29 protein-coding genes and 2 tRNA genes are annotated in these 23,953 nt (G+C 62.6%); 8 read left to right on the top strand and 23 right to left on the bottom strand.

Annotation, left to right across the window (positions count from 1 at the left end):
• The first annotated feature begins 85 nt into the window (after window positions 1-85).
• The 3 genes from ggt to phhA all read left to right on the top strand — a co-directional run bounded on the left by ggt (window position 86) and on the right by phhA (window position 3,893).
• A complete protein-coding gene (ggt, locus tag ACQ5ID_RS02255; protein ID WP_429910855.1) occupies window positions 86-1,858 on the top strand; it encodes a gamma-glutamyltransferase in 1,773 nt (590 codons plus the stop codon).
• A 94-nt stretch (window positions 1,859-1,952) separates the two neighbouring features.
• Window positions 1,953-2,909, top strand: a complete 957-nt coding sequence (locus ACQ5ID_RS02250; RefSeq protein ID WP_429910854.1) for a beta/gamma crystallin-related protein — start codon at window positions 1,953-1,955, stop codon at window positions 2,907-2,909.
• A 99-nt stretch (window positions 2,910-3,008) separates the two neighbouring features.
• Entirely contained in the window at window positions 3,009-3,893 is an 885-nt protein-coding gene (phhA, locus tag ACQ5ID_RS02245; protein WP_429910853.1) for a phenylalanine 4-monooxygenase, read from the top strand.
• Window positions 3,894-3,899: 6 nt separating this feature from the next.
• On the opposite strand, the gene ACQ5ID_RS02240 is transcribed toward phhA, so the two are convergent.
• From ACQ5ID_RS02240 to ACQ5ID_RS02225, 4 genes are all read right to left on the bottom strand, one after another.
• Window positions 3,900-4,865 (bottom strand): DUF3137 domain-containing protein, encoded by a 966-nt coding sequence (locus ACQ5ID_RS02240; RefSeq protein ID WP_429910852.1) that lies wholly within the window; start codon window positions 4,863-4,865, stop codon window positions 3,900-3,902.
• 92 nt (window positions 4,866-4,957) lie between these two features.
• Window positions 4,958-5,602: a DUF2497 domain-containing protein gene (locus ACQ5ID_RS02235; protein WP_429910851.1), complete on the bottom strand. Its 645-nt coding sequence runs from the start codon at window positions 5,600-5,602 to the stop codon at window positions 4,958-4,960.
• A gap of 101 nt (window positions 5,603-5,703) precedes the next feature.
• Window positions 5,704-7,053 (bottom strand): TolC family outer membrane protein, encoded by a 1,350-nt coding sequence (locus ACQ5ID_RS02230; RefSeq protein ID WP_429910850.1) that lies wholly within the window; start codon window positions 7,051-7,053, stop codon window positions 5,704-5,706.
• A 116-nt stretch (window positions 7,054-7,169) separates the two neighbouring features.
• A complete protein-coding gene (locus tag ACQ5ID_RS02225; protein WP_429910849.1) occupies window positions 7,170-7,823 on the bottom strand; it encodes a protein-L-isoaspartate O-methyltransferase family protein in 654 nt (217 codons plus the stop codon).
• Window positions 7,824-7,988: 165 nt separating this feature from the next.
• On the opposite strand from ACQ5ID_RS02225, the gene ACQ5ID_RS02220 reads away from it, so the two are divergent.
• Window positions 7,989-8,062: transfer RNA gene (locus ACQ5ID_RS02220), tRNA-Cys, on the top strand.
• Between the two features lie 22 nt (window positions 8,063-8,084).
• On the opposite strand, the gene ACQ5ID_RS02215 is transcribed toward ACQ5ID_RS02220, so the two are convergent.
• Window positions 8,085-8,471 (bottom strand): Mpo1-like protein, encoded by a 387-nt coding sequence (locus ACQ5ID_RS02215; RefSeq protein ID WP_429910848.1) that lies wholly within the window; start codon window positions 8,469-8,471, stop codon window positions 8,085-8,087.
• Between the two features lie 338 nt (window positions 8,472-8,809).
• On the opposite strand from ACQ5ID_RS02215, the gene ACQ5ID_RS02210 reads away from it, so the two are divergent.
• Window positions 8,810-8,885, top strand: a tRNA-Asn gene (locus tag ACQ5ID_RS02210).
• A 53-nt stretch (window positions 8,886-8,938) separates the two neighbouring features.
• On the opposite strand, the gene ACQ5ID_RS02205 is transcribed toward ACQ5ID_RS02210, so the two are convergent.
• Window positions 8,939-10,012: a hypothetical protein gene (locus ACQ5ID_RS02205; RefSeq protein ID WP_429910847.1), complete on the bottom strand. Its 1,074-nt coding sequence runs from the start codon at window positions 10,010-10,012 to the stop codon at window positions 8,939-8,941.
• Window positions 10,013-10,115: 103 nt separating this feature from the next.
• Between ACQ5ID_RS02205 and ACQ5ID_RS02200 the strand changes: the two genes are divergently transcribed.
• Both ACQ5ID_RS02200 and ACQ5ID_RS02195 read left to right on the top strand, forming a co-directional pair.
• Window positions 10,116-11,009, top strand: coding sequence for a diacylglycerol/lipid kinase family protein (locus tag ACQ5ID_RS02200; RefSeq protein WP_429910846.1), 894 nt, complete (start codon window positions 10,116-10,118; stop codon window positions 11,007-11,009).
• Window positions 11,006-11,797, top strand: coding sequence for a metallophosphoesterase family protein (locus tag ACQ5ID_RS02195; RefSeq protein WP_429910845.1), 792 nt, complete (start codon window positions 11,006-11,008; stop codon window positions 11,795-11,797). The genes ACQ5ID_RS02200 and ACQ5ID_RS02195 overlap by 4 nt, the downstream gene beginning before the upstream one ends.
• Before the next feature lie 3 nt (window positions 11,798-11,800).
• Here the strand turns inward: ACQ5ID_RS02195 and ACQ5ID_RS02190 are convergent, their stop codons facing one another.
• From ACQ5ID_RS02190 to gatC, 17 genes are all read right to left on the bottom strand, one after another.
• Complete coding sequence (locus ACQ5ID_RS02190) at window positions 11,801-12,238, bottom strand: hypothetical protein (RefSeq protein WP_429910844.1); 438 nt, start codon at window positions 12,236-12,238, stop codon at window positions 11,801-11,803.
• Between the two features lie 77 nt (window positions 12,239-12,315).
• Complete coding sequence (locus tag ACQ5ID_RS02185; RefSeq protein WP_429910843.1) at window positions 12,316-14,187, bottom strand: ABCB family ABC transporter ATP-binding protein/permease; 1,872 nt, start codon at window positions 14,185-14,187, stop codon at window positions 12,316-12,318.
• Window positions 14,188-14,249: 62 nt separating this feature from the next.
• Entirely contained in the window at window positions 14,250-15,212 is a 963-nt protein-coding gene (locus ACQ5ID_RS02180) for a LysM peptidoglycan-binding domain-containing protein (RefSeq protein WP_429910842.1), read from the bottom strand.
• A gap of 197 nt (window positions 15,213-15,409) precedes the next feature.
• Entirely contained in the window at window positions 15,410-15,898 is a 489-nt protein-coding gene (locus ACQ5ID_RS02175) for an SRPBCC family protein (protein ID WP_429910841.1), read from the bottom strand.
• A 4-nt stretch (window positions 15,899-15,902) separates the two neighbouring features.
• On the bottom strand, window positions 15,903-16,238 hold the full coding sequence (locus ACQ5ID_RS02170) for an ArsR/SmtB family transcription factor (RefSeq protein WP_429910840.1): 336 nt from the start codon (window positions 16,236-16,238) through the stop codon (window positions 15,903-15,905).
• A 53-nt stretch (window positions 16,239-16,291) separates the two neighbouring features.
• The gene (locus tag ACQ5ID_RS02165; RefSeq protein WP_429910839.1) at window positions 16,292-16,783 is read right to left on the bottom strand and encodes a GFA family protein; all 492 of its coding nucleotides are present in this window, start codon (window positions 16,781-16,783) and stop codon (window positions 16,292-16,294) included.
• Between the two features lie 6 nt (window positions 16,784-16,789).
• Complete coding sequence (gene gatB / locus ACQ5ID_RS02160) at window positions 16,790-18,295, bottom strand: Asp-tRNA(Asn)/Glu-tRNA(Gln) amidotransferase subunit GatB (protein WP_429910838.1); 1,506 nt, start codon at window positions 18,293-18,295, stop codon at window positions 16,790-16,792.
• Between the two features lie 273 nt (window positions 18,296-18,568).
• Window positions 18,569-19,561: an NADPH:quinone reductase gene (locus ACQ5ID_RS02155; RefSeq protein WP_429910837.1), complete on the bottom strand. Its 993-nt coding sequence runs from the start codon at window positions 19,559-19,561 to the stop codon at window positions 18,569-18,571.
• Window positions 19,558-19,785, bottom strand: coding sequence for a hypothetical protein (locus ACQ5ID_RS02150; RefSeq protein ID WP_127566162.1), 228 nt, complete (start codon window positions 19,783-19,785; stop codon window positions 19,558-19,560). Before ACQ5ID_RS02150 ends, ACQ5ID_RS02155 begins: the two co-directional genes overlap by 4 nt.
• Before the next feature lie 30 nt (window positions 19,786-19,815).
• Window positions 19,816-19,959, bottom strand: coding sequence for a hypothetical protein (locus tag ACQ5ID_RS02145; RefSeq protein ID WP_170175478.1), 144 nt, complete (start codon window positions 19,957-19,959; stop codon window positions 19,816-19,818).
• Entirely contained in the window at window positions 19,952-20,149 is a 198-nt protein-coding gene (locus ACQ5ID_RS02140) for a hypothetical protein (protein WP_127566160.1), read from the bottom strand. Before ACQ5ID_RS02140 ends, ACQ5ID_RS02145 begins: the two co-directional genes overlap by 8 nt.
• Window positions 20,149-20,415, bottom strand: coding sequence for a hypothetical protein (locus tag ACQ5ID_RS02135; protein WP_429910836.1), 267 nt, complete (start codon window positions 20,413-20,415; stop codon window positions 20,149-20,151). Before ACQ5ID_RS02135 ends, ACQ5ID_RS02140 begins: the two co-directional genes overlap by 1 nt.
• Window positions 20,412-20,666, bottom strand: a complete 255-nt coding sequence (locus ACQ5ID_RS02130) for a hypothetical protein (RefSeq protein WP_429910835.1) — start codon at window positions 20,664-20,666, stop codon at window positions 20,412-20,414. Before ACQ5ID_RS02130 ends, ACQ5ID_RS02135 begins: the two co-directional genes overlap by 4 nt.
• A gap of 2 nt (window positions 20,667-20,668) precedes the next feature.
• Window positions 20,669-20,983: a hypothetical protein gene (locus ACQ5ID_RS02125; RefSeq protein WP_429910834.1), complete on the bottom strand. Its 315-nt coding sequence runs from the start codon at window positions 20,981-20,983 to the stop codon at window positions 20,669-20,671.
• Window positions 20,980-22,458: an Asp-tRNA(Asn)/Glu-tRNA(Gln) amidotransferase subunit GatA gene (gene gatA, locus ACQ5ID_RS02120; RefSeq protein WP_429910833.1), complete on the bottom strand. Its 1,479-nt coding sequence runs from the start codon at window positions 22,456-22,458 to the stop codon at window positions 20,980-20,982. Before gatA ends, ACQ5ID_RS02125 begins: the two co-directional genes overlap by 4 nt.
• Before the next feature lie 10 nt (window positions 22,459-22,468).
• Complete coding sequence (locus ACQ5ID_RS02115; RefSeq protein WP_429910832.1) at window positions 22,469-23,014, bottom strand: hypothetical protein; 546 nt, start codon at window positions 23,012-23,014, stop codon at window positions 22,469-22,471.
• Complete coding sequence (gene gatC / locus ACQ5ID_RS02110) at window positions 23,014-23,301, bottom strand: Asp-tRNA(Asn)/Glu-tRNA(Gln) amidotransferase subunit GatC (RefSeq protein WP_127566156.1); 288 nt, start codon at window positions 23,299-23,301, stop codon at window positions 23,014-23,016. Before gatC ends, ACQ5ID_RS02115 begins: the two co-directional genes overlap by 1 nt.
• Window positions 23,302-23,460: 159 nt before the next feature.
• Between gatC and ACQ5ID_RS02105 the strand changes: the two genes are divergently transcribed.
• Window positions 23,461-23,953: thioredoxin domain-containing protein (locus ACQ5ID_RS02105; protein WP_429910831.1), on the top strand; the 493-nt coding region annotated here is incomplete at its 3' end.

Here is a 23,953-nt window from a genome sequence, read left to right as displayed (position 1 = left end):
GTTTTGCTTGCGTCGGCGCAAGCCAGCGCCATGATGCCGCTCAAGAAGCAGCCCCACACAAGCTGACGGGGCGAAGGGGAGCATCATGAAAACGCTGAACGCACTTCTGGCCGCAGGAGCCGTCATGGCCTTTACCCATCTGATCCCGGCGAGCGCCGCGCAAACCTTCCATCCTGGCGACCGGGTGACGGGAGACCACTTCGCCACCCGCTCGCCCATTCAAGCGGTCAATGGCGTAACCGCCTCCGCGCAGCCACTGGCCAGCATGGTCGGCATCGACATTCTAAAGGCTGGCGGCAATGCGGTCGACGCCGCTATCGCGATGAACGCTGTGCTGGGCCTGATGGAGCCGGTCGGCAACGGGATTGGCGGCGATATTTTCGTGCTGGTCTATGATCCCGAGACGCAGCAGGTCTACGGGCTGAACGGCGCAGGCCGCTCGCCCATGGGGCTCGACATCGAGACCGTGCGCGCCAATCTGACGCCGGAGGGGACAATCCCGCCTGTCGGCCCGCTGGCCGTCTCGGTCCCCGGTGCCGTTGATGGCTGGTTTGCCCTGCATGAGCGCTTTGGCCGTCTGCCGATGGAGCAGGTTCTGGCGCCCGCCATCCGCTACGCGGAGGAGGGCTTCCCGGTCAGCCACACCATTGCCTATTACTGGGAGCGCAATATGCGCATCTTCCAGGAACGCTATGAGGCAGGCCAGTTCAGCGAGTTCGACAATGCCCGCGCAACCTATCTGAACGCTGACGGACGCGCGCCCGCCGAGGGCGAGATTTTCCGCAATCCGGATCTGGCCCGCACCTACCGCCTGCTCGCTGAACAGGGGCGGGATGCCTATTACGAGGGCGAGATCGCCCGCACGATAGACGCCTATATGCGCCGTATCGGCGGCTGGCTACGCTATGAGGACTTTGCTGCCCACACTTCAGAATGGGTGGACCCGGTCACGGTCAATTACCGCGGCTATGATGTCTGGCAGATGCCGCCGCAGGGCCAGGGCATGAGCGTGCTGCAAATGCTGCAGATACTCGAAGGCTATGACCTTGCCTCCATGGGCTATATGAGCGCCGACACGCTGCACGTGATGATCGAGGCCAAACGCCTCGCCTTCGAGGACCGGGCGCGTTTTTACGCTGACCCGGCTTTCCAGCCTGCACCTGTGGAATGGCTCCTGTCAGACGAATATGCTGCTGAACGGCGCGCCCTGATCTCCATGGAGCGGGCAATGGAACAGGTGGGTCCGGGTGATCCGCCCCAGATCGAGCACAATGACACGACCTATCTGAGCACCGCCGATTCCAGCGGCATGATGGTGTCGCTGATCCAGTCGAACTATCGCGGTATGGGTGCCGGTATCGTGGCCGACGGGCTGGGCTTCATGTTCCAGAACCGGGGTGAAGCCTTCTCGCTCGACGACGATCACCCCAACGTATTCGAACCGGGCAAGCGCCCCTTCCACACCATTATTCCCGGCATGGTGACCTATGAGGGCCAGGGCTATTTGAGCTTTGGCGTGATGGGCGGCGCCCTGCAGCCGCAAGGCCATGTGCAGGTGCTGTCCAACATGATCGATTTCGGCCTGAACCTGCAGCAGGCAGGCGATAGCGCGCGCTGGCGCCATCATGGCTCCACAGAGCCGACGGACGCGCTTGGCACGCCTGCCGGCCTTGGCGTGGTGCATCTGGAAAGCGGCGTGCCACAGGACGTGCGCGAGGAGCTGGAGCGCCGCGGCCATGTTCTCGCAGGCAGCGATGGCGGGTTTGGTGGTTATCAGGCAATCCGCCGCGATCCGGTGACCGGTGTGCTCACCGGCGCATCAGAAATGCGTACCGACGGCGCCGCAATGGGCTATTAGAGATGAACGAAAGCACGTAAGCGCTTTCATCGGGGGTTCACGGCGCGAAGATCACTCTTTCTGCCATGAACAGGCTGGAAAGGGAGTATCCGTGATGAACCTGGCCAAGTGTATTCTTGCATTGGGAGCGGCGGCGGCCGCTTTCGTGCTTGTCCCGCTAGATGCCGAAGCCCAGCGTGGCCGGCCCGGAGGCGGCGGTGGCGCGCCGGTCATCGAGTTTTTTGAAGGGCCAAACTTCACCGGGCGCTCCATTCGCCTGGACGGGGATGCGCCCGACTTTCGCCGGATGAACTTCAATGACGTGCCCAGCTCCTTCCGGATATCGAGAGGCTATTGGGAGATCTGCTTCGACATCAATTATCGCGGCCGCTGCCAGATTTTCTGGCAGGACGCCCCGCAACTGACCGGCGGCTGGAACAACCAGATCAGCTCGGCCCGTCCGGTTGATTTCCGCCGGGGCGGACGCGAGGCGCTGATGATGTTCTCCGAGCCGAATTTCGGCGGCGAGGCGCGCCTCATCATGGACAATGTGTCGAACTTCAATTCGATCCAGTTCAACGACCGTCCGCGCTCCTTGCGCGTGCTCAGCGGAGAGTGGATCGTCTGCCAGCACGCCAATTTCGGCGGCCGCTGCGAAACGCTTCGCAATGAAGCGTCCGACCTGCGCCGCATGGGCCTTGACCGCGAGATCAGCTCGGCCTCCCCGACCTCGCAATACAACCCGCCTACGCCCGCTCCCAATCCGGGCTTCAACCCCGGCCCTGGTTCCAATCTGCGTCCGGGGTCAGTTTTTGGCGGCACGCGTGGCGCGCAAAGCACCTATTTTGCCAATCCGCGCATTAGCGGGGCTCCGGTCGCGCGCTGCATGAGCAATTTCAACAACTCGGCCTGCGATCAGGTGACGGCGGACGCGCTCTGCCGGGGTGAAGGCTTCCGCGGTGCGGCCTACTACACCATCACCGACCAGGGGCGCGGCAATCACTACTTTATCGGTGATGCCCGCACCGCGCAGTCCAACGGCGCCCTCGCCGACGTGCTGTGCGTCAGGTAAGCGCATAAAAAAAACATGCGCCGTGCAGTTCGGCCCCTCGCACAAGCGGGGGGCCTTGCTTTATCTTGCCGGAAAAGTTTATCGAATCCGGAGCGAGCCATGCCTGTGCAGGATCCCGTAATCGCCGAGCAGACCCCGGCGGCTGACCATACGATTGACCAGTGCTGGGACCGCTATTCCGCCGAGGAGCACGGCGTGTGGGACACGCTCTACAAGCGCCAGATGAAGGTGCTGCAGGGCCGCGCAGCGCCGGAACACTTCAAGGGGCTGGAGCTTCTCAATCTGAATGAGGGCGGCATTCCCGATTTCCGCCGCATGAACGAGAAGCTGGAAAAGCTCACCGGCTGGACCGTGGTCGCCGTTCACGGCCTCATACCCAACGATGTGTTCTTCGATCATCTGGCCAACCGCCGCTTTGTCGCCGGGCGTTTCATCCGCGATGCCGACAAGCTGGACTACCTGCCCGAGCCAGACATTTTCCATGACGTGTTCGGCCATGTGCCATTGCTGACCCAGCCGGTCTTTGCCGACTATATGCAGGCTTACGGCAAAGGCGGCGCGAAGGCTGCCAAGCATGACATGATCGAGAACCTCACCCGGCTGTACTGGTACACGGTCGAGTTCGGCCTCATCAACACGCCCGAAGGCAAGCGCATCTATGGTGCCGGCATCGTCTCCAGCCAGTCAGAATCGGTGTTTGCACTGGAGGGCCGCTCGCCCAACCGCGTTCACTTCGATCTCGAACGCGTGATGCGCACCGACTACCGCTACGATGATTTCCAACAGACCTATTTCGTCATCGACTCCTATGACGAGCTGATGGAGGCGACAGCCGGGCAGGATTTCGACCCGATCTACGCCCGCTTGAAAGGCCAGAGCGACTTCAAGGCCAGCGACATCGTGGACGGCGAGAAGGTCTACACCACAGGCACGCAGGAATACGCAAAAGCGGGCGGTCTGGCCAAAGGGGCCAAATGGGTGTGAGCGCGTTTACGCCATCCATTCAGGCTTTTCATCCGGTGCCAGCACCAAGGCGATAATCTCTTCGATCAGCTCAAAGTCGCGATATAGCGTCTCGACCCGCTCGCGCGCGTTCAGCGGTTTGAAGAGCGATCCCGGCTCGAACAGATTGCCTGTTTCAGCGGCCAGTAACAGCTCGCCTCTGCCGAACCCGTCAGCCAGCGCCTCGTCAAAGACGCCGCGCACATTCTTGCCCTTGAGCGCCGTCTCCAGCGACAGCACCCGCTCCATGAAGGTTGGCGTCATCAGATAGCGCGCCATCACCTGATCGGTGCCGTAGACCTGAAAGATGCGCTCAAATTTCGGGTCGACCAGGCCGATACGCTCCAGCCTGCGGCCATTGGCTGACCGCATCAGGCCGTCCAGCGCGTTGAATATTCCCTGATCGCGGGTGATCAGGGTGACGCCCTCTATGGTCCGGGGAAAGGCAACACGGATCAGAACACCGCGAAACACGGTGACGTAATAGGTACGCTTGCGGCTGCGCCGGCGCTGCCTCAGCACCGCCTCGTAGAGTTCGAACTCTGCACCGTGGGCCTCACCGGAAAAATGGTCTTCAAACTCGCGCTGGTCGGAATTCGGGATCAGGCCGTGGCTGCGGAAACTGTCAAAGTGCGCGGGATTGCCGGGCTTTGGCGCGTAGCGCAGATCAAAGGCGGCGGCCAGCCGGTTGTTCAGCCCGTGCTTGACCTCGGTGCGCAAGGCGTGAAAGGGCGCGGAGACAATCCCGATAAGGATGCTGACAAGTATGATGGCCGCAAACACCGCCAGCCCGCCGGGCAGTCCCAAGGCCGACAGGACCAGTATCACCGCCAGCCCGCCGGGGACCACGGCGACGATCCCGGTAATTAGCCGGCGCACCACCGCCTCGCGCCGGCTCTCCAGCCCCGCAAGCCAAGGCTCCAGCTCAGTCCAGATACTGTCAAAATCACGCAAAACACCTACCCCGCAACGAAACAGACGCCCTTTTTAGGGGGCGTCTGTAACAGCTTCCAGCCCCAATCGGGCGTGTGTTAGTCGGTGTCAGCCTAGCGGCGGCGGCGCGCCACGCGCTCGATCTCTTCCTGCACCTTCGCCTCGACGATGGCAGGCAGGTTTTCATCCAGCCATTGCTTGAGCATCGGGCGCATCAGCTCGCGCACGATACCTTCAAGCGTCTGACCGTTATGGCTGCTCACGCGCAAATTCTCCGTAAGCGCGGCAAACGCGCCCGCAGCGGCGCTTGCAGCCGGTTCGGCCAGCAGGCTGTCATCATCTTCAGCCGGTGCCGGGGCAGCGGCAGGTTCAGGTGCTTCAGCCATGACGGGTTCCGGTTCTGGCTCAGGTTCGGGTTCAGGGGCCGGCGCGGCTTCTTCCTCGCGGTCAAGGATCATCAGATCGTCCGCAATGGCCATGGGCGAGGTGCCTTCACCCTCTTCCTCAACCCGGTCGGTCAGCTCCAGGACATCGTCATCAACGGCGACCTCCTCCGGCTCCGGTTCAGGTTCAGGTGCCGCCTCAAACGCCGGCTCCGCTTCCGGTTCCGGTTCCGGCGCAGCTTCCGGCTCCGCTACAGGCTCAGAAGCAGCAGGCGCAGCCTCGGCTTGCGGCTCATCATCCTCGTTGATGATACGCCGGATGGAGGCCAGGATTTCCTCCATGGTCGGTTCTTGTTCTGCGTTGCTCTGGGCCATGAAACAGGTCCTTCGGATGGTCGCGAGGGGTTGCTTGACACTTGACCAAGCTTGGAATGCCCTCGCCGGGATGTCCAGCACTTGCGTGCGCTGAATAGACCCTAATTACCGCCCGTTAAAGGGAAGTTAGGCCAGAATCGGCGGTTTTCGCCTGCATCGGCCTCTTCGTAGGGCTCCAGACCCAGCTGTGTCCCCGTCAGCCTGCCCATCGCCTGCAGCAATGCATAAGCCGCGACCTGATAGTCGCGCTCGGCCCGGACCAGCTCCAGACGGGAATTGAGCAATTCCTGCTCGGCATTGAGCACATCAAGCGTCGTGCGCAGACCCACAAATGCCTCTTGGCGCACGCCCTCAAAGGCAATCTCGTTAGCACGCACCGCCTGACGGCTGGAGATGATCACCGCTTCGGCCGCCAGATAGCTGTTCCATGCATTGGAAATGCCTTCAGCCACCGCTCGGCGCACATTGAGCACCTGCAGACGCGACTCATCGGCCACGGCCACCGCCTGACGCACCCGCGATTCGTTGAGACCGCCTGTGAAAATCGGCATGGAGACACGCGCACCGACGGTCACCGAGCCGCGCCCGCGGCCTGTGAAGTCCGATTCGCGCGATTCCGACGCCGAAGCCGACAGCGCCACGTCCGGCCGCAGGGCGGAACGCGCCACGCGGATACCCGCCTGGCTTGCCTGTTCATTGAACAAGGCCGCCAAAAGCAGCGGATTGTTTTCCAGCGCCACATCGGCGGCAATCGCCAGCGATTCTGGAACATCGGGCTGGCCCTCGGGCTGCTCGACATCCAGCGGCGTAATGCCCGTCACCCGTTCATAGCCCGCCCGTGAGGCGGCCAGAGTCGCCTGCGCGGCAGAAAGCTGGGCCTGTGCGCCTGATACGCGTGCCTCGGCCTGCGCCACATCGGTACGGGTGATTTCACCCACCTCGAAACGGTCACGCGCGGCACGCAGCTGCTCGGCCAGCACGTCTACGTTATTGCGGCGGATATCAACGATTGCGGTATCGCGGACGACATCCAGGTGAGCGCCAATCGCCGACAGCATGACATCCTGCTCGGTGCCGACAACATTCCACCGGCTGGCCTCGATCCGGTTCAGGGCCTGATCCACCGAGGCATCTATGCCGCCGCCGGAATAAAGGCTCTGGCTGGCACTCAGCGAGTAGCTGACATCACCGCCACTGCCGCCGCCGGATCCCGGCCCCCAGCTATCGCCATCGGAAATGCCGGCACTGGCCGACAGGCTGGGCAACCGCGCCGAGCGGGCCTGCACCACGCCTTCACTGGCCTGACGCAAGCGCGCGCGCTCCGCAGCCAGTACAGGGCTGGTCCGATAGGCAGCTTCAAGCGTTTCGTTAAGCGTCTGGGCGTTCGCACCGGCAGCCAGACCGCCTAGGCCCAGCCCGGCGGCCAGCATCAAGGTAATTGGAAATTTCATGCGTCCCTCTCACGGTTCACGACCACCCCGGCCCCGTCTACATGGGCGCTATGCCCTGAAATTCCATCCCCGCGCAGCGATTGCCAAGCAAAAAAGTGAACACTGTTCACTTTTTATCACAGCGAGAATTCAGGCTCGCGTTCAAAGCCGGGCAGAACCGATGTCATCGAATCAAACACAGCCCGGCTGCCGACAACCCCGTCCTTGCGCGTATAAATCTTTGCCCGGCCAACACCGTTTTCCCGCACGATCACGGCCAGGCGGCCATTCTCTGCAAGCTGTGACAACCATGCGTCCGGCACGATCTCAACAGCACCATTCACGAGTATAACGTCGAACGGGCCCTGGTCCGGCGCTCCCCTTTTCACATCGCCAGTTACGATCACAGCATTATCCGCTCCGACATCGCTCAGAGCGTCTTCAGCCTTGGACGCAAACGATTCACTGGACTCAATGCCGATCACCGTTTCGCACAGGCGCGACAGAATGGCGGTGGAGTAGCCCCGCCCGCAGGCGAGATCGAGCGCGAGATCACCGGCTTTCACGCCTGCCGCCTGCACCAGCTTGGCAAAATCGCGCGGACGCATGAAACGCCGCCCCTCGCCCAGATCAATCTCCATGTCGCCATAGGCCGATCCGGCCATTGAACGGGGCAGGAAGCGCTCACGCGGGATAGCCAGCATGGCATCTTGCAGACGCCTGTCGGTCACATCTGCGGGGCGGACCTGGCTGGCAACCATCTGCCGGCGCGCTTCAGCAAGCTCACTCATGGGAAATACGTCCGCATTAAATCCAAGGATGGCCGCTTATATCGCGGCCCGGCAACAAAGTGCAACGCGCGCGCTGACCGGCAACTGCCACCTGTATGCGGACGGCCTGCAAAGCGCGTTGCAGCGCGCGGGCCGCGTCGCTATAGCTCTATCCCCACCACAAGAGGCGCCATGGCGGAGTGGTGACGCAGAGGACTGCAAATCCTTGTACCCCGGTTCGATTCCGGGTGGCGCCTCCAACTCCCTGCCCCTTGGCAAAAATCACGCGCCTTGGCGTGCGTGGGGATGACCGGTTACCCCGGCCTTCTCAAGCTCGCCGTCCAGCCGGCCCGTCACCCACAGCCAGAACATCTTGTAATCGCCGATCAGCGACCAGAGCGGATAGGTGAAGGTGGCCGGCTTGTTACGCTCGATGAAGGCGTGGCTGACCCAGGCGAAGAAATACCCGCTCACCGGCACCAGCAGAAGGCCCCACCAGGTCTGCGTTACCAGCGCCCAGATCAGGACCAGTGGCGCCGCCACCGTGCCGACAAAGTGCCAGTAGCGCGTCGCCGGAATGGCGTGTTCGCGCAGATAGAAGGGGAAAAAGGCCGAAAAGCTCGTATAGCGGCCATTGACCATCCCGGCATCGTCCTGTGTCTCATTCATCGGCTGACCTCCCGAAGGTGTAGTGTTTATGGCGGGCAGGATAGCCCAGCTTGCCTGTCCCGGCGAGACGCGCGTTAAGCTCCCGGTCAGAGCGGTGAGTCATTTCTCTCACACGCCTTCCAGCGTTAGCGAGATATTAACCATCGAATCGTTAATGTGATCTCGTCTTCTTCATGAAGACACCCCACCATCCACCCATGCCTTTTCGGGAGCCTCACGGCTCCCGATTTTTTTTGTGCGTATTGCGGCGGCTGAATCTTCTGCCCCGATTAACGGCAAAAGCGTCTTGCGGGACACAACCCGTATTGCTAAAGACCCCACCTCGCTTGCGAGAGTGTTCCCCGGTAGCTCAGTTGGTAGAGCAGCGGACTGTTAATCCGCCTGTCGCTGGTTCGAGCCCGGCCCGGGGAGCCATCGCACCGAGTTTTCCAAAAGCCCGGCCAGCCCTGCCTGAAACGCGTATCGCGTCAGGCGCCGCGAAACAGCGCGGGCGGTATTCTGAACGCGAAAAAATAATCGGCATCGCCAGGACCGGGCTTCCAGCTGGTCAGTCCGGCATGACTGGTTTTCGCATGGCACGGGTCATGGCCATGCACCCGGCGTAAGAGCGGCCTTGCGCCTTTCAGCACCCCGTCAGGCAGATGAGCGGGAAAGTGCAGGCGCATCCTCGACGCCCCTGCCCGCCTGGACACACCCACAAAATGGCGCAGCAAGGCCGATTGCGCGCGTACACCATCTGCGCAGGGCGACCCGGCCCAGTCGACGACCTCCGCATGATCAAGGCGTCCGGGCGCAGCCTTGGTCAGCAGCAGGGCCGCGACGGCCAGCACCCTGCCCTCCAGCCTCGCAACCACATATTCCATGCCGCCCCTGCGATCCGGGTCAGCGGTGCGGTAGCGCAAGGTTGCCTGGCTGATCTGGCGCGACATGTGTCCAGCAGGCGCAAGCGCGGCCAGTTCCTCATCCGAAACCGTGTCCAGCGGCTCGAACACCACCTCGCCGCGCCGCCCGCTTATGTCGAAGGCAAAATCGGCGCGGCAGTCGAATCGCTCTGCGCCATCGCCGCCCGGCCACGCTGCCAGCAGCATCTGGTCGGGGCGGAACACCCATTCGGCCCATTCACGGCCCCGTTGCCCCAGCCACGCCCTGGCGCCCACACGGGCCAGCAAGGGCGCAGACAGCGCATTATTGTTCAGCGTCACAAACGCATCCACGTCAGGCTGCGCCAGGCCATGACGGATGAGCTTCAGACCGGCCAGCTGCCCGGTCTGCGCCCGGTCGGTTACAACCGTGTGGCCGGTGGCGATGACGTAATTCTCGGTGCCGCACCTGTATCGATTGACGAAATTGCCCAGAAATCCGCTCACGCGTCCGCCGGACTCGGCAACCCATCCCGGCGCGATATCGCCCTGGTCGGGATTGCCAAACAGAACCCAGCGCCACCCCTCAAGCGAGCGCGCAGGAAAGCCGCACGAATCCACCAGCCGCACAATGGCCGGCAAATCGGCTTCACTGACCTGTCGAATCGCCACTGCGGCCATGCCTGTCCCATCCCTTCGAAGACAGGAAATACAGCGCGTTATATGAGAAATGGTTTACAGGGATGGAGGGAACCCGTTCCGCAGCATGGCGTTATCGACCGGCATGAGCCACATTCAAGACACTCAAATCCGGACAGCCACAGTCCGATCGATCTCGCGTGTGGGCGTGGTGATAAATCCCAATGGTGGCAGCGTACCCGCCGACGGGCGCGACACTATCGACGCCATTCTGGCCGAAATGGGCGTGCCGGCCCATTTTGAAATCGTCGATCACGACTGTGAAGCGGCCTGCCAGCGCGTTCTGGAGCAGGATGCCGACATCATCATCGTATGGGGCGGAGATGGCACGGTGGCGTGCGCGCTGAACACGCTCGGTCCCGATGATCCGCCTGTGCTGCCACTGCCGGGCGGCACCATGAACATGCTGCACAAGTTTGTGCACGGGGCCGATATCGATCCCGGCACATGCCTGAGAACCGTGCTGGAAAACCCCGTCGAGATGGACATCGCCGCCGGAGAGGTGCTGGAGCACCGCTTTTACGTCGGTGCCCTGCTGGGCGGGCTGACACGGCTGGCGGCCCCGCGCGAGGCGCTGCGCAATGCCGACCTGTTGCAGGCTGTTACCGAGTTCGGCGAGGCAGGCGCGTTTGGCCTCGACACGCCCATGCGCTGCCTGTCCGATACCGGCGCCCGCCAGGATGCGCAGGCACTGGGCATCTTCCTCTCCGAAGACCCGGCCCGGCCCGGTTTCGATGTACTGGCAACAGCGCCTGAGAGCCTGCTTGATCTCGCCTATACGGGCCTTACCGGCCTGCTTGCCGACTGGCGCAATGCCTGGGGTGTGGAGCGTGGATTTGCCGCGAGGGTGGACGTCGAAGCGCTTGAATCCTCAGGCATCGAGGCTACGCTGGATGGAGAACCCGTCACCCTGCCGCGGCACGCCCGTTTCACGCTGGTCAGGAAAGCAGCAAGAGTGCTGACAGCACGCGGAGCATGATGCGCATCTTTCAGCTGGCCGATCTGCATTTTGGTACCGAGGACCCCGGTGCCATGAATGCGGCCGCCGAATTGATATCCGCCGCCGCGCCCGGCGCGCTGATGATCTGCGGCGACCTCACCCAGCGCGGCAAGCGTTCGGAGTTTGAAGCGGCAAAAGGCTGGCTTGACCAGTTCGACGTGCCGCAGCTTGTCGTGCCAGGCAATCACGATACGCCGCTCCTGAACGCGGTCTCGCGCGTCTCCCAGCCATTTTCGCGGTTTGCTCGCTATTTCTCCGACCGCAGCGCACCTCTTGATATCGGACCCTGGCGCGCCGCCGGACTGAACTCGGCGCGCGGCTGGCAGGCCAGGTCAAACTGGGCGGAGGGGTCGATCAGCACGGCCCAGCTGAAGATCGCGCTTGGCGAGATCGGTGAGCAGCCGGGTATTCTGGTATGCCACCACCCGCTCAAACCGCCCGCCACCGCACCGCTGCGCACACGGACTGCGCGCGGGATCAAGGCAAGCGCCATGATTGCGCCCAGCCCCGTACGCCTGGTCCTGTCCGGTCATGTCCACGGCGCGTCGGCAGACCTGCACAGCTATTCGCAAGGCTCCTATCTGTCGCTGACGGCAGGCACACTGTCCACGCGGCTGCGCGAGGGGCAGCCTTCCTTCAGCGAGATCGTTCTGGACGGAGAGAGTGTGGAGGTGACGGCCCATCGCTTTGACGGCAAGCGCTTTGCTCCCCACACGCTCGGCCAGTTCAGGCTCGGCCCTGACGGCACGATTGCACAGGCGCGTTGAGCGCTACCCGCCAACCAGCTTCTTCAGCCAGCTGAACCGGCCCGATGGTGCCGCTTCGCCCGTCGCGCCGTCCTGTCTGCCGGAGAGCAGAAACGCGTCTGCCTCCTCCACCGTATGGAACAGGCCAACATTGCGCCCTGCCCGGAGAAGTTCCTCGGTAAAAACCTCTATGAAACGGGCATCATTGCTGTGGCCCGGACGGACAATCGCAAGAGCCAGGGTGGGCGGCGTCTCGCGGGCAAACATGCGGGCCAGCTCAGGGGCTTCTGAATGCGAGATGAGTATCTCGGCCCGGCCCATATCCATAAGGACTTCGCGCGCGCCCTCATCTTCCACCAGAGCGGCGTAAAGCGCGAAGGATTCCATCGCGTCCTGCCAGTCGACACTGCCTTCACGTTCAGACGTGATCCGCCAGTTCCGAGCCTTTACAGAACGTCCCATGCGCCCCCCTCCAGCAGCAATAACCGCGCGCACCCTAGGGACGAGGCGTTTACAGGAGCTGAACCCGCCAGTGGGGACTACAGTGCGCGCTCGCGCGCGGCGGTGGCGGCACGCACCTGGCGGGCCGCGTCCACGGCCTTGATCTGGCGGTCCCACATGGCCGCATACTTGCCGCCCAGCGCCACCAGCTCCTCATGCGTACCCTGCTCGGCGATGGAACCTGCATCCAGAACGTAGATCTTGTCGGCGCGGGCGATCGTGGAGAGCCGGTGCGCCACCGAGATCACCGTGCGCCCCTTCATCACCTCGTCGAGCGCTTCTTGCACATCGCTTTCGGTTTCGGAATCCAGAGCCGATGTGGCCTCGTCAAGGATCAGGATGGGCGGGTCTTTCAAAATGGCGCGCGCCACACCGACACGTTGCTTCTCACCGCCGGAGAGTTTCAGCCCCCGCTCGCCCACACGCGTTTCCAGGCCGTCCTGCAAATCCTCCACGAAGGCACGCAGACGCGCCCGGTCAATCGCATTCCAGAGTTGCTCCTCGGTGGCATCAGGGCGCCCGTAGAGCAGGTTCTGGCGCAGCGTATCGTTGAACAGCACCACATCCTGCGGCACCAGCCCCAGAGCGTTGCGCAGGCTCTCCTGCGTCACGTGCGCGATATCCTGACCGTCAATCAGCACGCGGCCCTTGTCAGGGTCAAAGAAGCGCAGGAGCAGGCGCAGCGTAGTGGACTTGCCAGAACCGGACGGCCCCGCAATCCCCACGAACGTACCGCCCGTGACATCAAAGCTCAGATTGGCAACCGACCGCGAGCGGCCCTCATGGGCAAACGACACGTTCTCAAAGGACATCGCGCCGTCGGCCACGATAAGCTCTGCTGCGCCCGGCCTGTCCTGCACGTCCGGCACCAGGGTCAGCGTCTCGAAAAGACGTTCCAGATCAATGGCGGCCTGGCGTATCTGCCGGTAGGCAAAGCCCAGAATGTTGAGCGGCTGATAGACACTCATCAGCAGAAGGGTCAGGGCCGCGACATCGCCCGGCTGCAACCGGCCTTCCAGCGCGAGCAGGGCCCCGACCAGCATGACGGCGAGAAGCCCGCCATTCATAATGGCCGCCTGCACGATATTGAGCGTCTGCAGGCTCTGGTCGGCCTTGGTTGCCGCCACCGCATAGCGGCCGCGCGCCTCGTCAAAGCGGGCCGATTCGCGCCGCTCGGCGGCAAAGGCTTTCACCGTCTCGAAATTGCCAAGGATATCGACCGCGCGCGCATTGACCTCGCTGTCGGCCTCATTCATCTGCCGGCGCAGCTTCACGCGCCACTCGGTCAGGAACCATGTCACCAGCGCATAGGCCGCAACCGCGCCGACAATAATGGCCGAGAATATCCACCCATAGCGCAGCGCCACGATGACGGACGCCAGAATCAACTCGATCACCGCCGGCACAATGTTGAAGACCAGATAGCGCAGCAGGAAATCGACCGCCCCCGCGCCCCGGTCGATGATCCGGTTCACGGCACCCGCCCGGCGTGTCTGGTGATAGCGCAGCGACAGGGACTGCACGTGCAGGAAGCCCTTCAGCGCGACGATGCGCTGGGCATCCTGCGAGACGCGCGCAAACATCATGTCGCGCAATTGCGGTGCGGAATTGGAAGCAAACCGCGCCAGCGCATAGGCCACGAACGCGCCGCCAAACGTCCAGAACGCGACCGTCGCCCCGGCATCCACGCCATCAATGAGCGCATTCAGGCCATCACCGAAAAGAACCGGCGCCAGAACGGCGAACATCTTGGCCACGACGGTGAGCAGGAATGCCACCACCATGCGCGTGCGCCAGCGTGCCATGTCCCGTGAGGCGAGGATGCCCACAACACGTGCGATGGCTTCGCCCAGCCGCCCCTGGGGGAGCTGACCGTCGGGCGTGGTGACTACATCGCTCGGTGTTGCCATACAGCATGCATAGGCTGATTAGCCTTTGGCAACAATGCCTTTGAAGGGGCAGCGCGGCAAAACTAGCCTTCGTCCGGCGTGGCCAGAACCTGGCCCGGATAAATCAGGTCCGGATCACGAATCTGCTCGCGATTTGCCTGGTAGATGACGGTGTACTGAAAGCCGTCACCATAGAGCCGACGCGCGATACGCCAGAGCGAATTGCCCGGCTGCACGACAACTCTCTGGCCGCCAAGAGCCAGCTGCTCCCGGCTGGCGCGCTCAAACGGCAGCACGATGACGGCGGTGACGCGGCCCTCATCGTCCAGCTGGTCAAGCTGGAGATCATAGACGCCCGGTTCAAAGCCCGTGCTGGCCGAAACGCTCCAGCGGCCAGCGGCGTCAGCCTGCGTTTCGGCAACAATCTCGCCATTGGCCAGAATGCGCACACCGGCATTGGGCTCGGCGCGGCCGGAGAAGATGACCGAGCCATTCTCGTCATAATCCACGGTTTCAAGGACCAGCGGACCAACGCCGATACCATCCTGCGGGCCTTGCAGGACGCGGCTCGCCTCACCCGGACGGCCGAGCACCACCAGAGGTGTTTCATCGCGGGACGCAGGAACCGAGACCACGACAACCTGATCGGAGCGCACTTCCTGACCATCCGGCGTGCGCATGAGAAGGCTCAGCTCAACCGTGCCGGTGGGTAGCGGGTTTTGCAGGATGATGACCCATTCGCCCGCCGATGTGATGGCGGTGCGGGTCAGTTCGTTCTGATTGGCCAGCAGCGCCACCTCGGCGCCCGGCGCGCCGCGCCCTGCAATCACCGCATTGCCGCGTGCATCCACGCGCACCACATCAAAGCTGGGCGGGGTAAGGCTGGTCGCGGGCTGGCGCGGTGCTTCGCGTTCAACCTGCTCGGACGCTTCAGGCGCGGCGGGCTGCGGGTCTGCCGCAGGGCGCGTCGCAATATAAACGCCAGCTGCCGCTATCGCGGCTACCAGCAGGACCGCAGCTATTATGAAAGACCGCGTGGCCGCCATGTGACGTCTCTCCTGAACGCGCATCCTGTTAAAGAGGATACGGGGGTCTAACCTTGTCGGCCGCAAACCTTGCAAGGTGCGGGCCGCACGGGCGCTGATCCCCCAGCCGGTCCATTACTACACAGGCGCCATGGCAAAAATAGGGAGGGACTGCAGATGAGTCCCTCCCCGCTTTTTCACGTATTGCGCGTGCAATATCAGGCGCGTCCCGCTTTCAACCCGGCCACAACCTCCTGAAGCTGGGTGAGCGCCGTGCCCCACCCCTCATGGAAGCCCATATCCACATGGCGTTTGCACCCCGCCTCGTCCTTGTGCAGGGCATAGGCGGTGTAGCGCGTACCCTCGCCTTCCGGTTCGAAATAGATGAGCGCGGAGAAGAAGGAGTCAGGCTTGGGCCGCCAGTCATCGTCCAGCGCGTCGGTAAAGGCGATCAGGCGCTCGGGCTGCACATCAATGAACATGCCCTTATTGTCGAAATCCTTGCCCTCAGGCGAGCGCATCACCGTATGGAAAAGCCCGCCGGGGCGCAGAACCATGTCTGCGGCCACCGTTTGCCATGGCCGGGGCGTCCACCATTTCACGAAGTGCTCCGGCTTGGTCCAGGCCTCCCACACCAGTGCGACCGGCGCGTCGATATAGCGGCTGATCTCAAGGTCCAGAGAAGGGTTGAGCGTGGGGCGATTCATGAACTTATTCCTTGTTTTTCAGTGATATGACGTAGGCGTCAAACTGGTCGAACCGGCTTTCCCAGATGGCGCGCTGGCCGCTTAACCAGTCCTCGACCTCGCGCAATGTCTCCGTTCTCAACGCACAGATGCGCACCCTGCCCTCCTTGCGTGTGGTGATCAGCCGACCGGCCTCCAGCACTTTGAGGTGCTGCAGCACGGTCGGCATGGCCATGGAGAAGGGCCCCGCGATCTCCGAAACCGATGCCGGCCCTTCCATCAGGCGCGCAATCACCGCCCGCCGTGTGGGATCGGCAAGCGCATGGAAGGTTGTGTCGAGAGCGGGTTTTTGGTTAGCCATACGACTAACTATTTGCATCTCGACAGGCAGGTCAAGACACTTAGGTGTGTGGCTCAGTTTTTTGGTGTGGCGGTTGGCCACTCTGCAGTATCGTGATCGGGATGCTGGTGCGACGATTGCCGGGCAAGCTCCGCGCCCTCGGGATCGTCCTCCTCGGTGCTTCCAAAGTTCGGCAGGGAGGCAAGCTGGTCCACTTGCGGCAAGCGCCCCTCAATCCCCAGCTCGAAGTCCAGCGGCACAGAGGCCGGGTCGTCAAACGCACCAATGGAAAGCGAAATGTGGGCATTGCCCTCGCGGAAAAAGCTCATGGGCGTGCCGCACGCCGCGCAGAAGCCGCGTTCAATGCCTTCAGAACTCGAAAACACGGACGGCTTGCCGCGTGTCCACTCGAAATCCGTCAGAGGCACGCCGACCAGCGCCGAGAAGAAATTGCCGTAGGCTTTCTGGCACATACGGCAATGGCAGACATGAGCATTATCGCGAATCGAAGCCGCCCGGAACCGGACCGCACCACACTGGCATCCACCTGTCCGCACTGTGCCCATGCGCCCCTAAACCCCCAGCTTTTTCCTCAGGATCTCGTTCACGGCCTGCGGATTGGCCTTGCCGCCCGTGGCCTTCATCACCTGACCGACAAACCAGCCTAGCGTCTGCGGTTTGACCTTCACCTTTTCGGCCTGCTCAGGATTGGCCGCGATCAGCTCATCCACCACCTTCTCGATGGCGCCGGTATCGGTGACCTGTTTCATGCCGCGCGCTTCGACGATCGGTTCAGGGTCGCCGCCCTCGGCCCAGACGATCTCGAACACGTCCTTGGCGATCTTGCCGGAAATGACATTGGAGGTGATCAGGCTGACCAGCTTTGCCAGCTGTTCCGGGCTGACCGGGCTCTCGGTGATGGAAAGCCCTTCCTTGTTCAGCCGGCCAAAGAGCTCGTTATTGACCCAGTTGGCAGAGAGCTTGGCATCCGCGCCTGCAATCACGGCCTCGAAATAGTCTGCCCGGTCCTTGTCAGCCGTCAGCACCGAGGCGTCGTATTCGGACAGGCCCAGCACCTCGACAAAGCGCTTGCGCTTGGCTTCCGGCAGTTCGGGCAGGTTCACGCGAATGTTTTCGATGAAGCTCTCTTCCAGCTCCAGCGGCAAGAGGTCAGGATCGGGGAAGTAGCGGTAATCGTGGGCTTCTTCCTTGGAGCGCATGGCCCGCGTGACGCCGGTATTGGCGTCAAACAGGCGCGTCTCCTGATCGATCTTCCCGCCCTCCTCGATAATGTCGATCTGGCGGCGGGCCTCATACTCGATGGCCTGCATGATGAAGCGCAGCGAGTTGACGTTCTTGATCTCGCAGCGCGTGCCCAGATGCTTGAAATCGCCGGTCTCGCGGAATTTCTCGTACTGGCCGGGACGGCACACAGACACGTTCACGTCCGCACGCATCTGGCCCTTTTCCATGTCCCCGCCGCACGTATCGAGATAGCGCACAATGGTGCGCAGCGTGCGCACATAGGCCGCCGCCTCCTGCGGTGAGCGCACATGCGGCTTGGAGACGATCTCCATCAGCGCCACGCCGGAGCGGTTGAGATCCACATAGGTTGCGTTCGGATCGAGATCGTGGATCGACTTGCCCGCATCCTGTTCCAGGTGCAGCCGCTCGATACCGACCGTGAAGCGCGAGCCATCATCGCGCTCGCACACGATCTCGCCCTCGCCCACAATCGGGAACTGGAACTGGCTGATCTGATAGCCCTGCGGCAGATCAGGGTAGAAATAATTCTTCCGGTCAAAGCGCGAGAAGCGGTTGATCTGCGCGTTAAGGCCCAGCCCGGTCTTCACCGCCTGCTCCACACAGCGCTGATTGATGACGGGCAGCATGCCCGGCATGGCCGCATCAACGAGGCTGACATGAGTATTGGGCGCAGCCCCGAACTCGGTGGACGCGCCGGAGAACAGCTTGGCGCTGGAGAGCACCTGCGCGTGGACTTCCAGACCGATCACGATCTCCCACTCCCCGGTGGCGCCAGGCAGGGTGTAACGGTGGGTGGCATCATCAAGCGGCATGGCAAGTCTCATCAGGTGAAGGAATGATCATTCAACGCATGTAATGTCGCGACGACGCGCATTTGGCTAGGGTTTTTCCTCAGAAGCTGACGGACTGTCATCCTCCGGGCGCGAAGCGATCCACTGGCTCTCCTTTTTTCCTCCCCCGTTTACGGGGGAGGTGGTCCGAAGGACCGGAGGGGGGAAATCTTTCTCAATAATCCCCCCTCGCCGCTTCGCGGCACTCCCCCGTGAACGGGGGGAGACATCCCAGGCGGCCCGCTAAATGCCCTCTCACCCACCGCTTGGCTGGACGATGACCGCGCCAGAGCGCTCCCCGCTCTCCACGCGCTCATGGGCCTTCACTGTGTCTTCCAGAGACCAGACAGAATCGATGAGCGGACGCAAAAGCCCCGCTTCCAGTGCGCTGGTAATGTCAGCTACGGCACTGGCGCGCTGTTCGGGCGTGATCGCATAGAGGAAAACACCGTGCAGGGTGACATTGCGGAACATGAGCGGATAGGCGGCAAAGACCGGCTCGCGCACGCTTTCCGAGCCATACCAGGCAATCGTGCCGTGCTCGGCAATCATTTGCGCTGACTGGGCGAGATTACCGCCCAGCTCTACCTCGACGACATGGTCCACGCCTGCGCCCTGCGTGTCGGCCAGAACCGCTTCCACCACATCCTGCTGGCGGTAATTGATGACATGATCTGCCCCGGCGGCCATGGCGATGGCGGCCTTGGCGGCGCTGGAAACGGTGGTGATGATTTTCTCCGCACCCGCCCATTTGGCGATCTGGATCGCGCTGTGGCCGACCGCGCCAGCCCCGCCGGTGACCAGCACGGTCTTATCCGCCACCCCGCCATTGCAGAACAGGGCGCGATGAGCCGTCATGGCCGGAATGCCCAGCGCCGCCCCGGCCTTCACCGATATCTGGTCAGGCAGAGGCACCGCATGCTCGGCAGGCAGCACACACACTTCCGCGCAGGTGCCGCCAACGCGCTTATAGGCCGCGCTGAACAGCCAGACCCGCTCGCCAAGGCGCGCAGGGTCCACCCCCTCGCCCACGGCCTTGATGATCCCTGCGCCATCGGAATGGGGGATTTGCAAGTCCGCAGTCATCGGCCCGCGCGCGCCGGAGCGGATCTTCACGTCCGACGGGTTCACGCCCGAAGCCTGCACCGTGACGGCCACTTCGCCGGGACCTGGCAAAGGTTCCGCGCGCTCGCCCAGCGTCAGCACCTCGCTGGCTGCGCCCTGGCGTTCATACCAGATGGCTCTCACTGGTCCTCGTCCCTCTCCGCACGGCGCTGTTCATCGGCCAGCCGGTCCACCCAGACCTTCATGCGCCGCGCAAACAGGATGGTGCCAATGCTCGCCGCACCCAAGAGGAAAAGTGCCGCACCGATGGCTTTGGGCGCGGTCTCATCACCAAACCGCCCGGCCAGCATGGCCGCGCCGAGAATGGTGATGCCGCAAAGCGGGATGAGCAGGACTGTGGGGTTCATGAAAATCAGGGCTGCAACAAGCGGCCGGGACTAGCCCGCCTTGCCCTCACGCTCTTCGCGCTGACGGCGCAACTCGTTTTTGAGTTGACGGGCCTGCTCGCCATAGAAGACGGCCACGCCAATACCGAAGGCCAGCATGAAGCCCAGTACGATCCAGGCGGTCAGGTCATCCATGTCCGGCTCGCTCCTGCTGTATCGTGCGGTCCACTTCGATCACGACGTGCGCCAGAAAATGCAACACCGCCGCCCCCACAATATAGGCGATGTTGGTGCCCAATGCACCATCACCGAACAACGCGAACGCCGCAGCGCCCAGCGATAGTGCGTGCAGCGCATCGCGGAAAAGCTGGGCGTGTGCGCCCATCACTCCCCTGCCTCGTCCTCAAACCCCAGCACGCCGGGCTTTTCCAGCGCGTCCGCAATGCGCGAGAGGTATTCGATAACGACAGCGAGAAGGAGAATGGGGGTCAAAGACGCGAGCATATTTATCAACGACCACACGAGACTGCTGTTTCCGCCAACAATCTCAAATCCGATCAGCGCAACACCCCAAGCGCCCATCGCCAAGGTGAGACCTGCCAGAGCGAGCGCGACCTTATTGCGGAAGAACCGGATCAGACTGCCTTTCATGCCGGCTTCCCCTGTGATTTCGCCAGCCTACGCAGCCGACCAGATATGGCCGCGAGCTGAAAAATGATGAGGCCCAGTGCGATCATAAGAAGTCCTCGCGCCATCGAGCCGACGAGGAACGGATATTCAAGCGCTGACACAAGCGTTTCCAAGCCACTCCAGCCTGTCAGCCCGTCCCACAACGCCGTTGCGATGCAGATCGCTCCAAACAGCAAAAACACGCCGGCAGGAAGACGCAGCATCTCACGCATGCTCAGAGCTCCTTGCCGCGAGTATCGGCCTTTGACCGAAGGAAGCGCAGGTCGGAGGCCATGCGCGAGACGTATTCGGCGGCTATTGCCAGAAACAGGACAATGAATCCGGGCACAAAACTGTGAAAAACCGAGCTGACCGGAATGTGCCAACGACCCTCGATACTCATCGAGTCGCCAAACGGATCGACGGTCTGCATGGCAGCGATCCACCCGGCTACTGCCCCAATCACGCCAAACCCCATCAGAATGACCGCCAGCACCGCCGCAATGCGGGCAAAGGGCTGTCTGAAGAAATTCAGCGCGTCGCGTATCACCACCATCTCTCCGGCTTGGCGCTGAACCCTGCCGCATCTTCAATCGCGGCGGCAACGGAAAACATGGTCTCCTCGTCCAGCGCGCGGGTGATGACCTGAAGCCCCAGCGGCAGGCCCTGCGCATCAAGGCCCGCAGGCACGCTCATCGCCGGGATACCGGCGATATTGGCCGTCACCGTGAAGATGTCATTGAGGTACATCTCGATCGGGTCGGCCTTGGACTTGGAACCGATGCCGAACGCGGCGCTGGGCGTGGTGGGGGTGAGGATGGCGTCCACCTTTTCGAACGCGGCCTGGAAATCCTCATAGATGCGGCGGCGCACTTTGAGCGCCTTCACATAATACGCGTCGTAATAGCCCGCAGAGAGCACATAGGTGCCAATCAGGATACGGCGCTGCACTTCCTTGCCGAAACCGGCCGCGCGCGTCTTCTCATAGGTGTCGATCAGATCCTCGCCCTCGACGCGCAGGCCATAGCGCATGCCGTCATAGCGCGCGAGGTTGGAGGAGGCCTCCGCAGGGGCGATGATGTAATAGGCGGGCAGCGCGTATTTCGTCATCGGCAGGGAGATGTCGACGATCTCGCACCCTTGCGCCTTCAACCACTCCACGCCCTTTTCCCAGAGCGCGTCGATCTCGCCCGGCATGCCATCCACCCGGTATTCCTTCGGCACGCCGACGCGCAGGCCTTTGACCGGCTTGTCGCACGCGCCGAGCATGTCCGGCACGGCGCCGGGATAGCTGGTGGAATCCTTCGGATCATGGCCCGCCATGGTCTGGGTGAGCAGCGCGCTGTCGCGCACCGTCTTGCCGAACGCGCCGGGGTGATCGAGTGAAGAGGCGAACGCCACCACGCCCCAGCGCGAGCAGCGGCCATAGGTCGGCTTTACGCCGACAAGACCGGTGAAGGCCGCAGGCTGGCGGATGGAGCCGCCCGTGTCCGTCCCCGTCGCGCCATAGCCGATATCGGCAGCCAGCGCCGACACAGACCCGCCGGACGAGCCGCCCGGCACCAACTTCTCTTCGGAGCCCTTTGCCCGCCACGGATTGACCACGGGGCCGGTCGCGGCAGTCTCATTGGACGAGCCCATGGCGAACTCGTCCATGGAGGATTTGGCCACCATCACCGCGCCCTCGTTCCAGAGGTTCTGCGTAACGCTGGATTCGTATTCCGGCTTGAAGCCTTTGAGGATGTTGGAGGAAGCCGTGGTCTCCACGCCCTTCACCGCGAACAGATCCTTGATGACCAGCGGCACGCCTTCCAGCACGCCCGCCTCGCCCTTCGCCCGGCGCGCATCAGAGGCTTTGGCCATGGAAAGCGCATGCTCGGGATCGATCACGGTGAAGCAGTTGAGCGGACCTTGCGCGGCCTCAGCCGCCTTCACATGGGCGGCGGTCAGCTCCGCGCTGGAGACATCGCCACGGCTGAGCGCGTCGCGGGCTTCGAGGAGGGAGAAGGAGAACAGGTCAGTCACGGAAGCATTCCTATGATTGGCGGGAACTGCGAAGGTCGGCAGCGTAAACGGTGTGGGCTCTACCTAAGGGTGGGGCTGTATCTTCGGTGTTCAGTGCGGCGGTTAACGCAGCTATCCCTCGGCCAGGATAATGGTCACGATAAGTTTCGAGAAATTCGAGTTCGTCTATCGACTGCAGAGCCTTGAGCACAGCTTGAGCGACACTTACCGCAGAAGTCGTGCATTCGATCAATATTTCGTCCAATTCTCCATCTTGATCGATCCAAGCGTCTTCAACTCTCAGGGCACGAAAAACAAATCGACCGGTCTCGTATTGGCCCACCAGACGCCAAGCATCACCCTTGCCAAAGCCATCGAAAGCACAGCTTTCACGTATTGAACCCAGCGCCAGCGCACAGCCAAATCGGGCTAAGTTCGTGAAAGCCCGCGTTCCATGCCCAAAGGGACCGATCTTGATGACATTCTCACCGACCGACAGTTCGCAGCAAGCTTCCAGCTTGTGCTCAAAGACAAATCGGAAAGCTATATCTTCAGTGTAGGGTGGAAGTTCGGTCATCACTCCACGCTCTTCGGGACGACGAAAAAGCCTTCTTCGGCCTTCGGCGCGTTTTTCAGCACCTTTTCGGGGATTTCCCCGTCGGTCACCTTGTCCTCGCGCATGGGCAGCGGAGTGGAGACCGGCGTCGTCATGGGCTCTACGCCGTCCACATCCACCTCGTTCAGCATCTCGACCCAGTCGAGGATGCCATTCAGCTCGCCAGTGAGCTTGGCCACACGGTCTGTAGGTTCGGCGATACGGGCGAGCCGGGCGATCCGGCGGACATCGTCCTCGGTAACGGACATGAGACGCGCACTCCACATGGGTCAGGAAAACGAGCGGCCTGAGTAACAACGCGCATGCCCGCGCGCAAGCGCCCTGCCCTCAACTCTGGCGCTAAGGCGCGCCCTATGAGTAGAGTGCCGCCAACCTGAACACCGCGCGCACCGGATGGAGCATTCGCCATGGCTTTCAACTTCGCCCGTTCCTTCATTCCCGCCTTTGCGGCCGCTACCGCGCTGGCGCTGGCTGCCTGTGGCGGCAATTCAGGGGCCAGTGACAACCGCAGCGAGTTCGAGCGCGAAGGTGACTTCGCCCGTGGCTCGGTCGATGCGCCGGTGGTGTTCATCGAGTACGGCTCGACGGCCTGTGGCGGCTGCGCCGCCTTCCATCAGGGCGTCTATCCCACGCTGAACCAGTATGTCGAAGACGGCACGGTGCGGCTGGTGTTCCGCGAAATGCTGACCGGCTCGGCCGAGCTGGCGCTCGCCGGTTTCATGCTGGCGCGCTGCGCGGGCGAAGAGCGCTATTTCGACGTGCTCGACGTTCTCTTCGAGCAGCAGCAGGCCATCTTCATGGCGGCACAGCGCGGTCAGGCCCGCCAGCAATTCCAGACCATTGCCCGCTCTGCCGGCCTGTCTGACCAGGAATTCCGCGCCTGCATGTCCGATGAGAGCG

Origin of the sequence: Glycocaulis sp. (genome assembly GCF_050485565.1) — a bacterium.
Lineage (GTDB): Bacteria > Pseudomonadota > Alphaproteobacteria > Caulobacterales > Maricaulaceae > Glycocaulis.
Note: the sequence above shows the minus strand (reverse complement) of the source record. Positions and strands in the feature narration are given on the sequence as shown.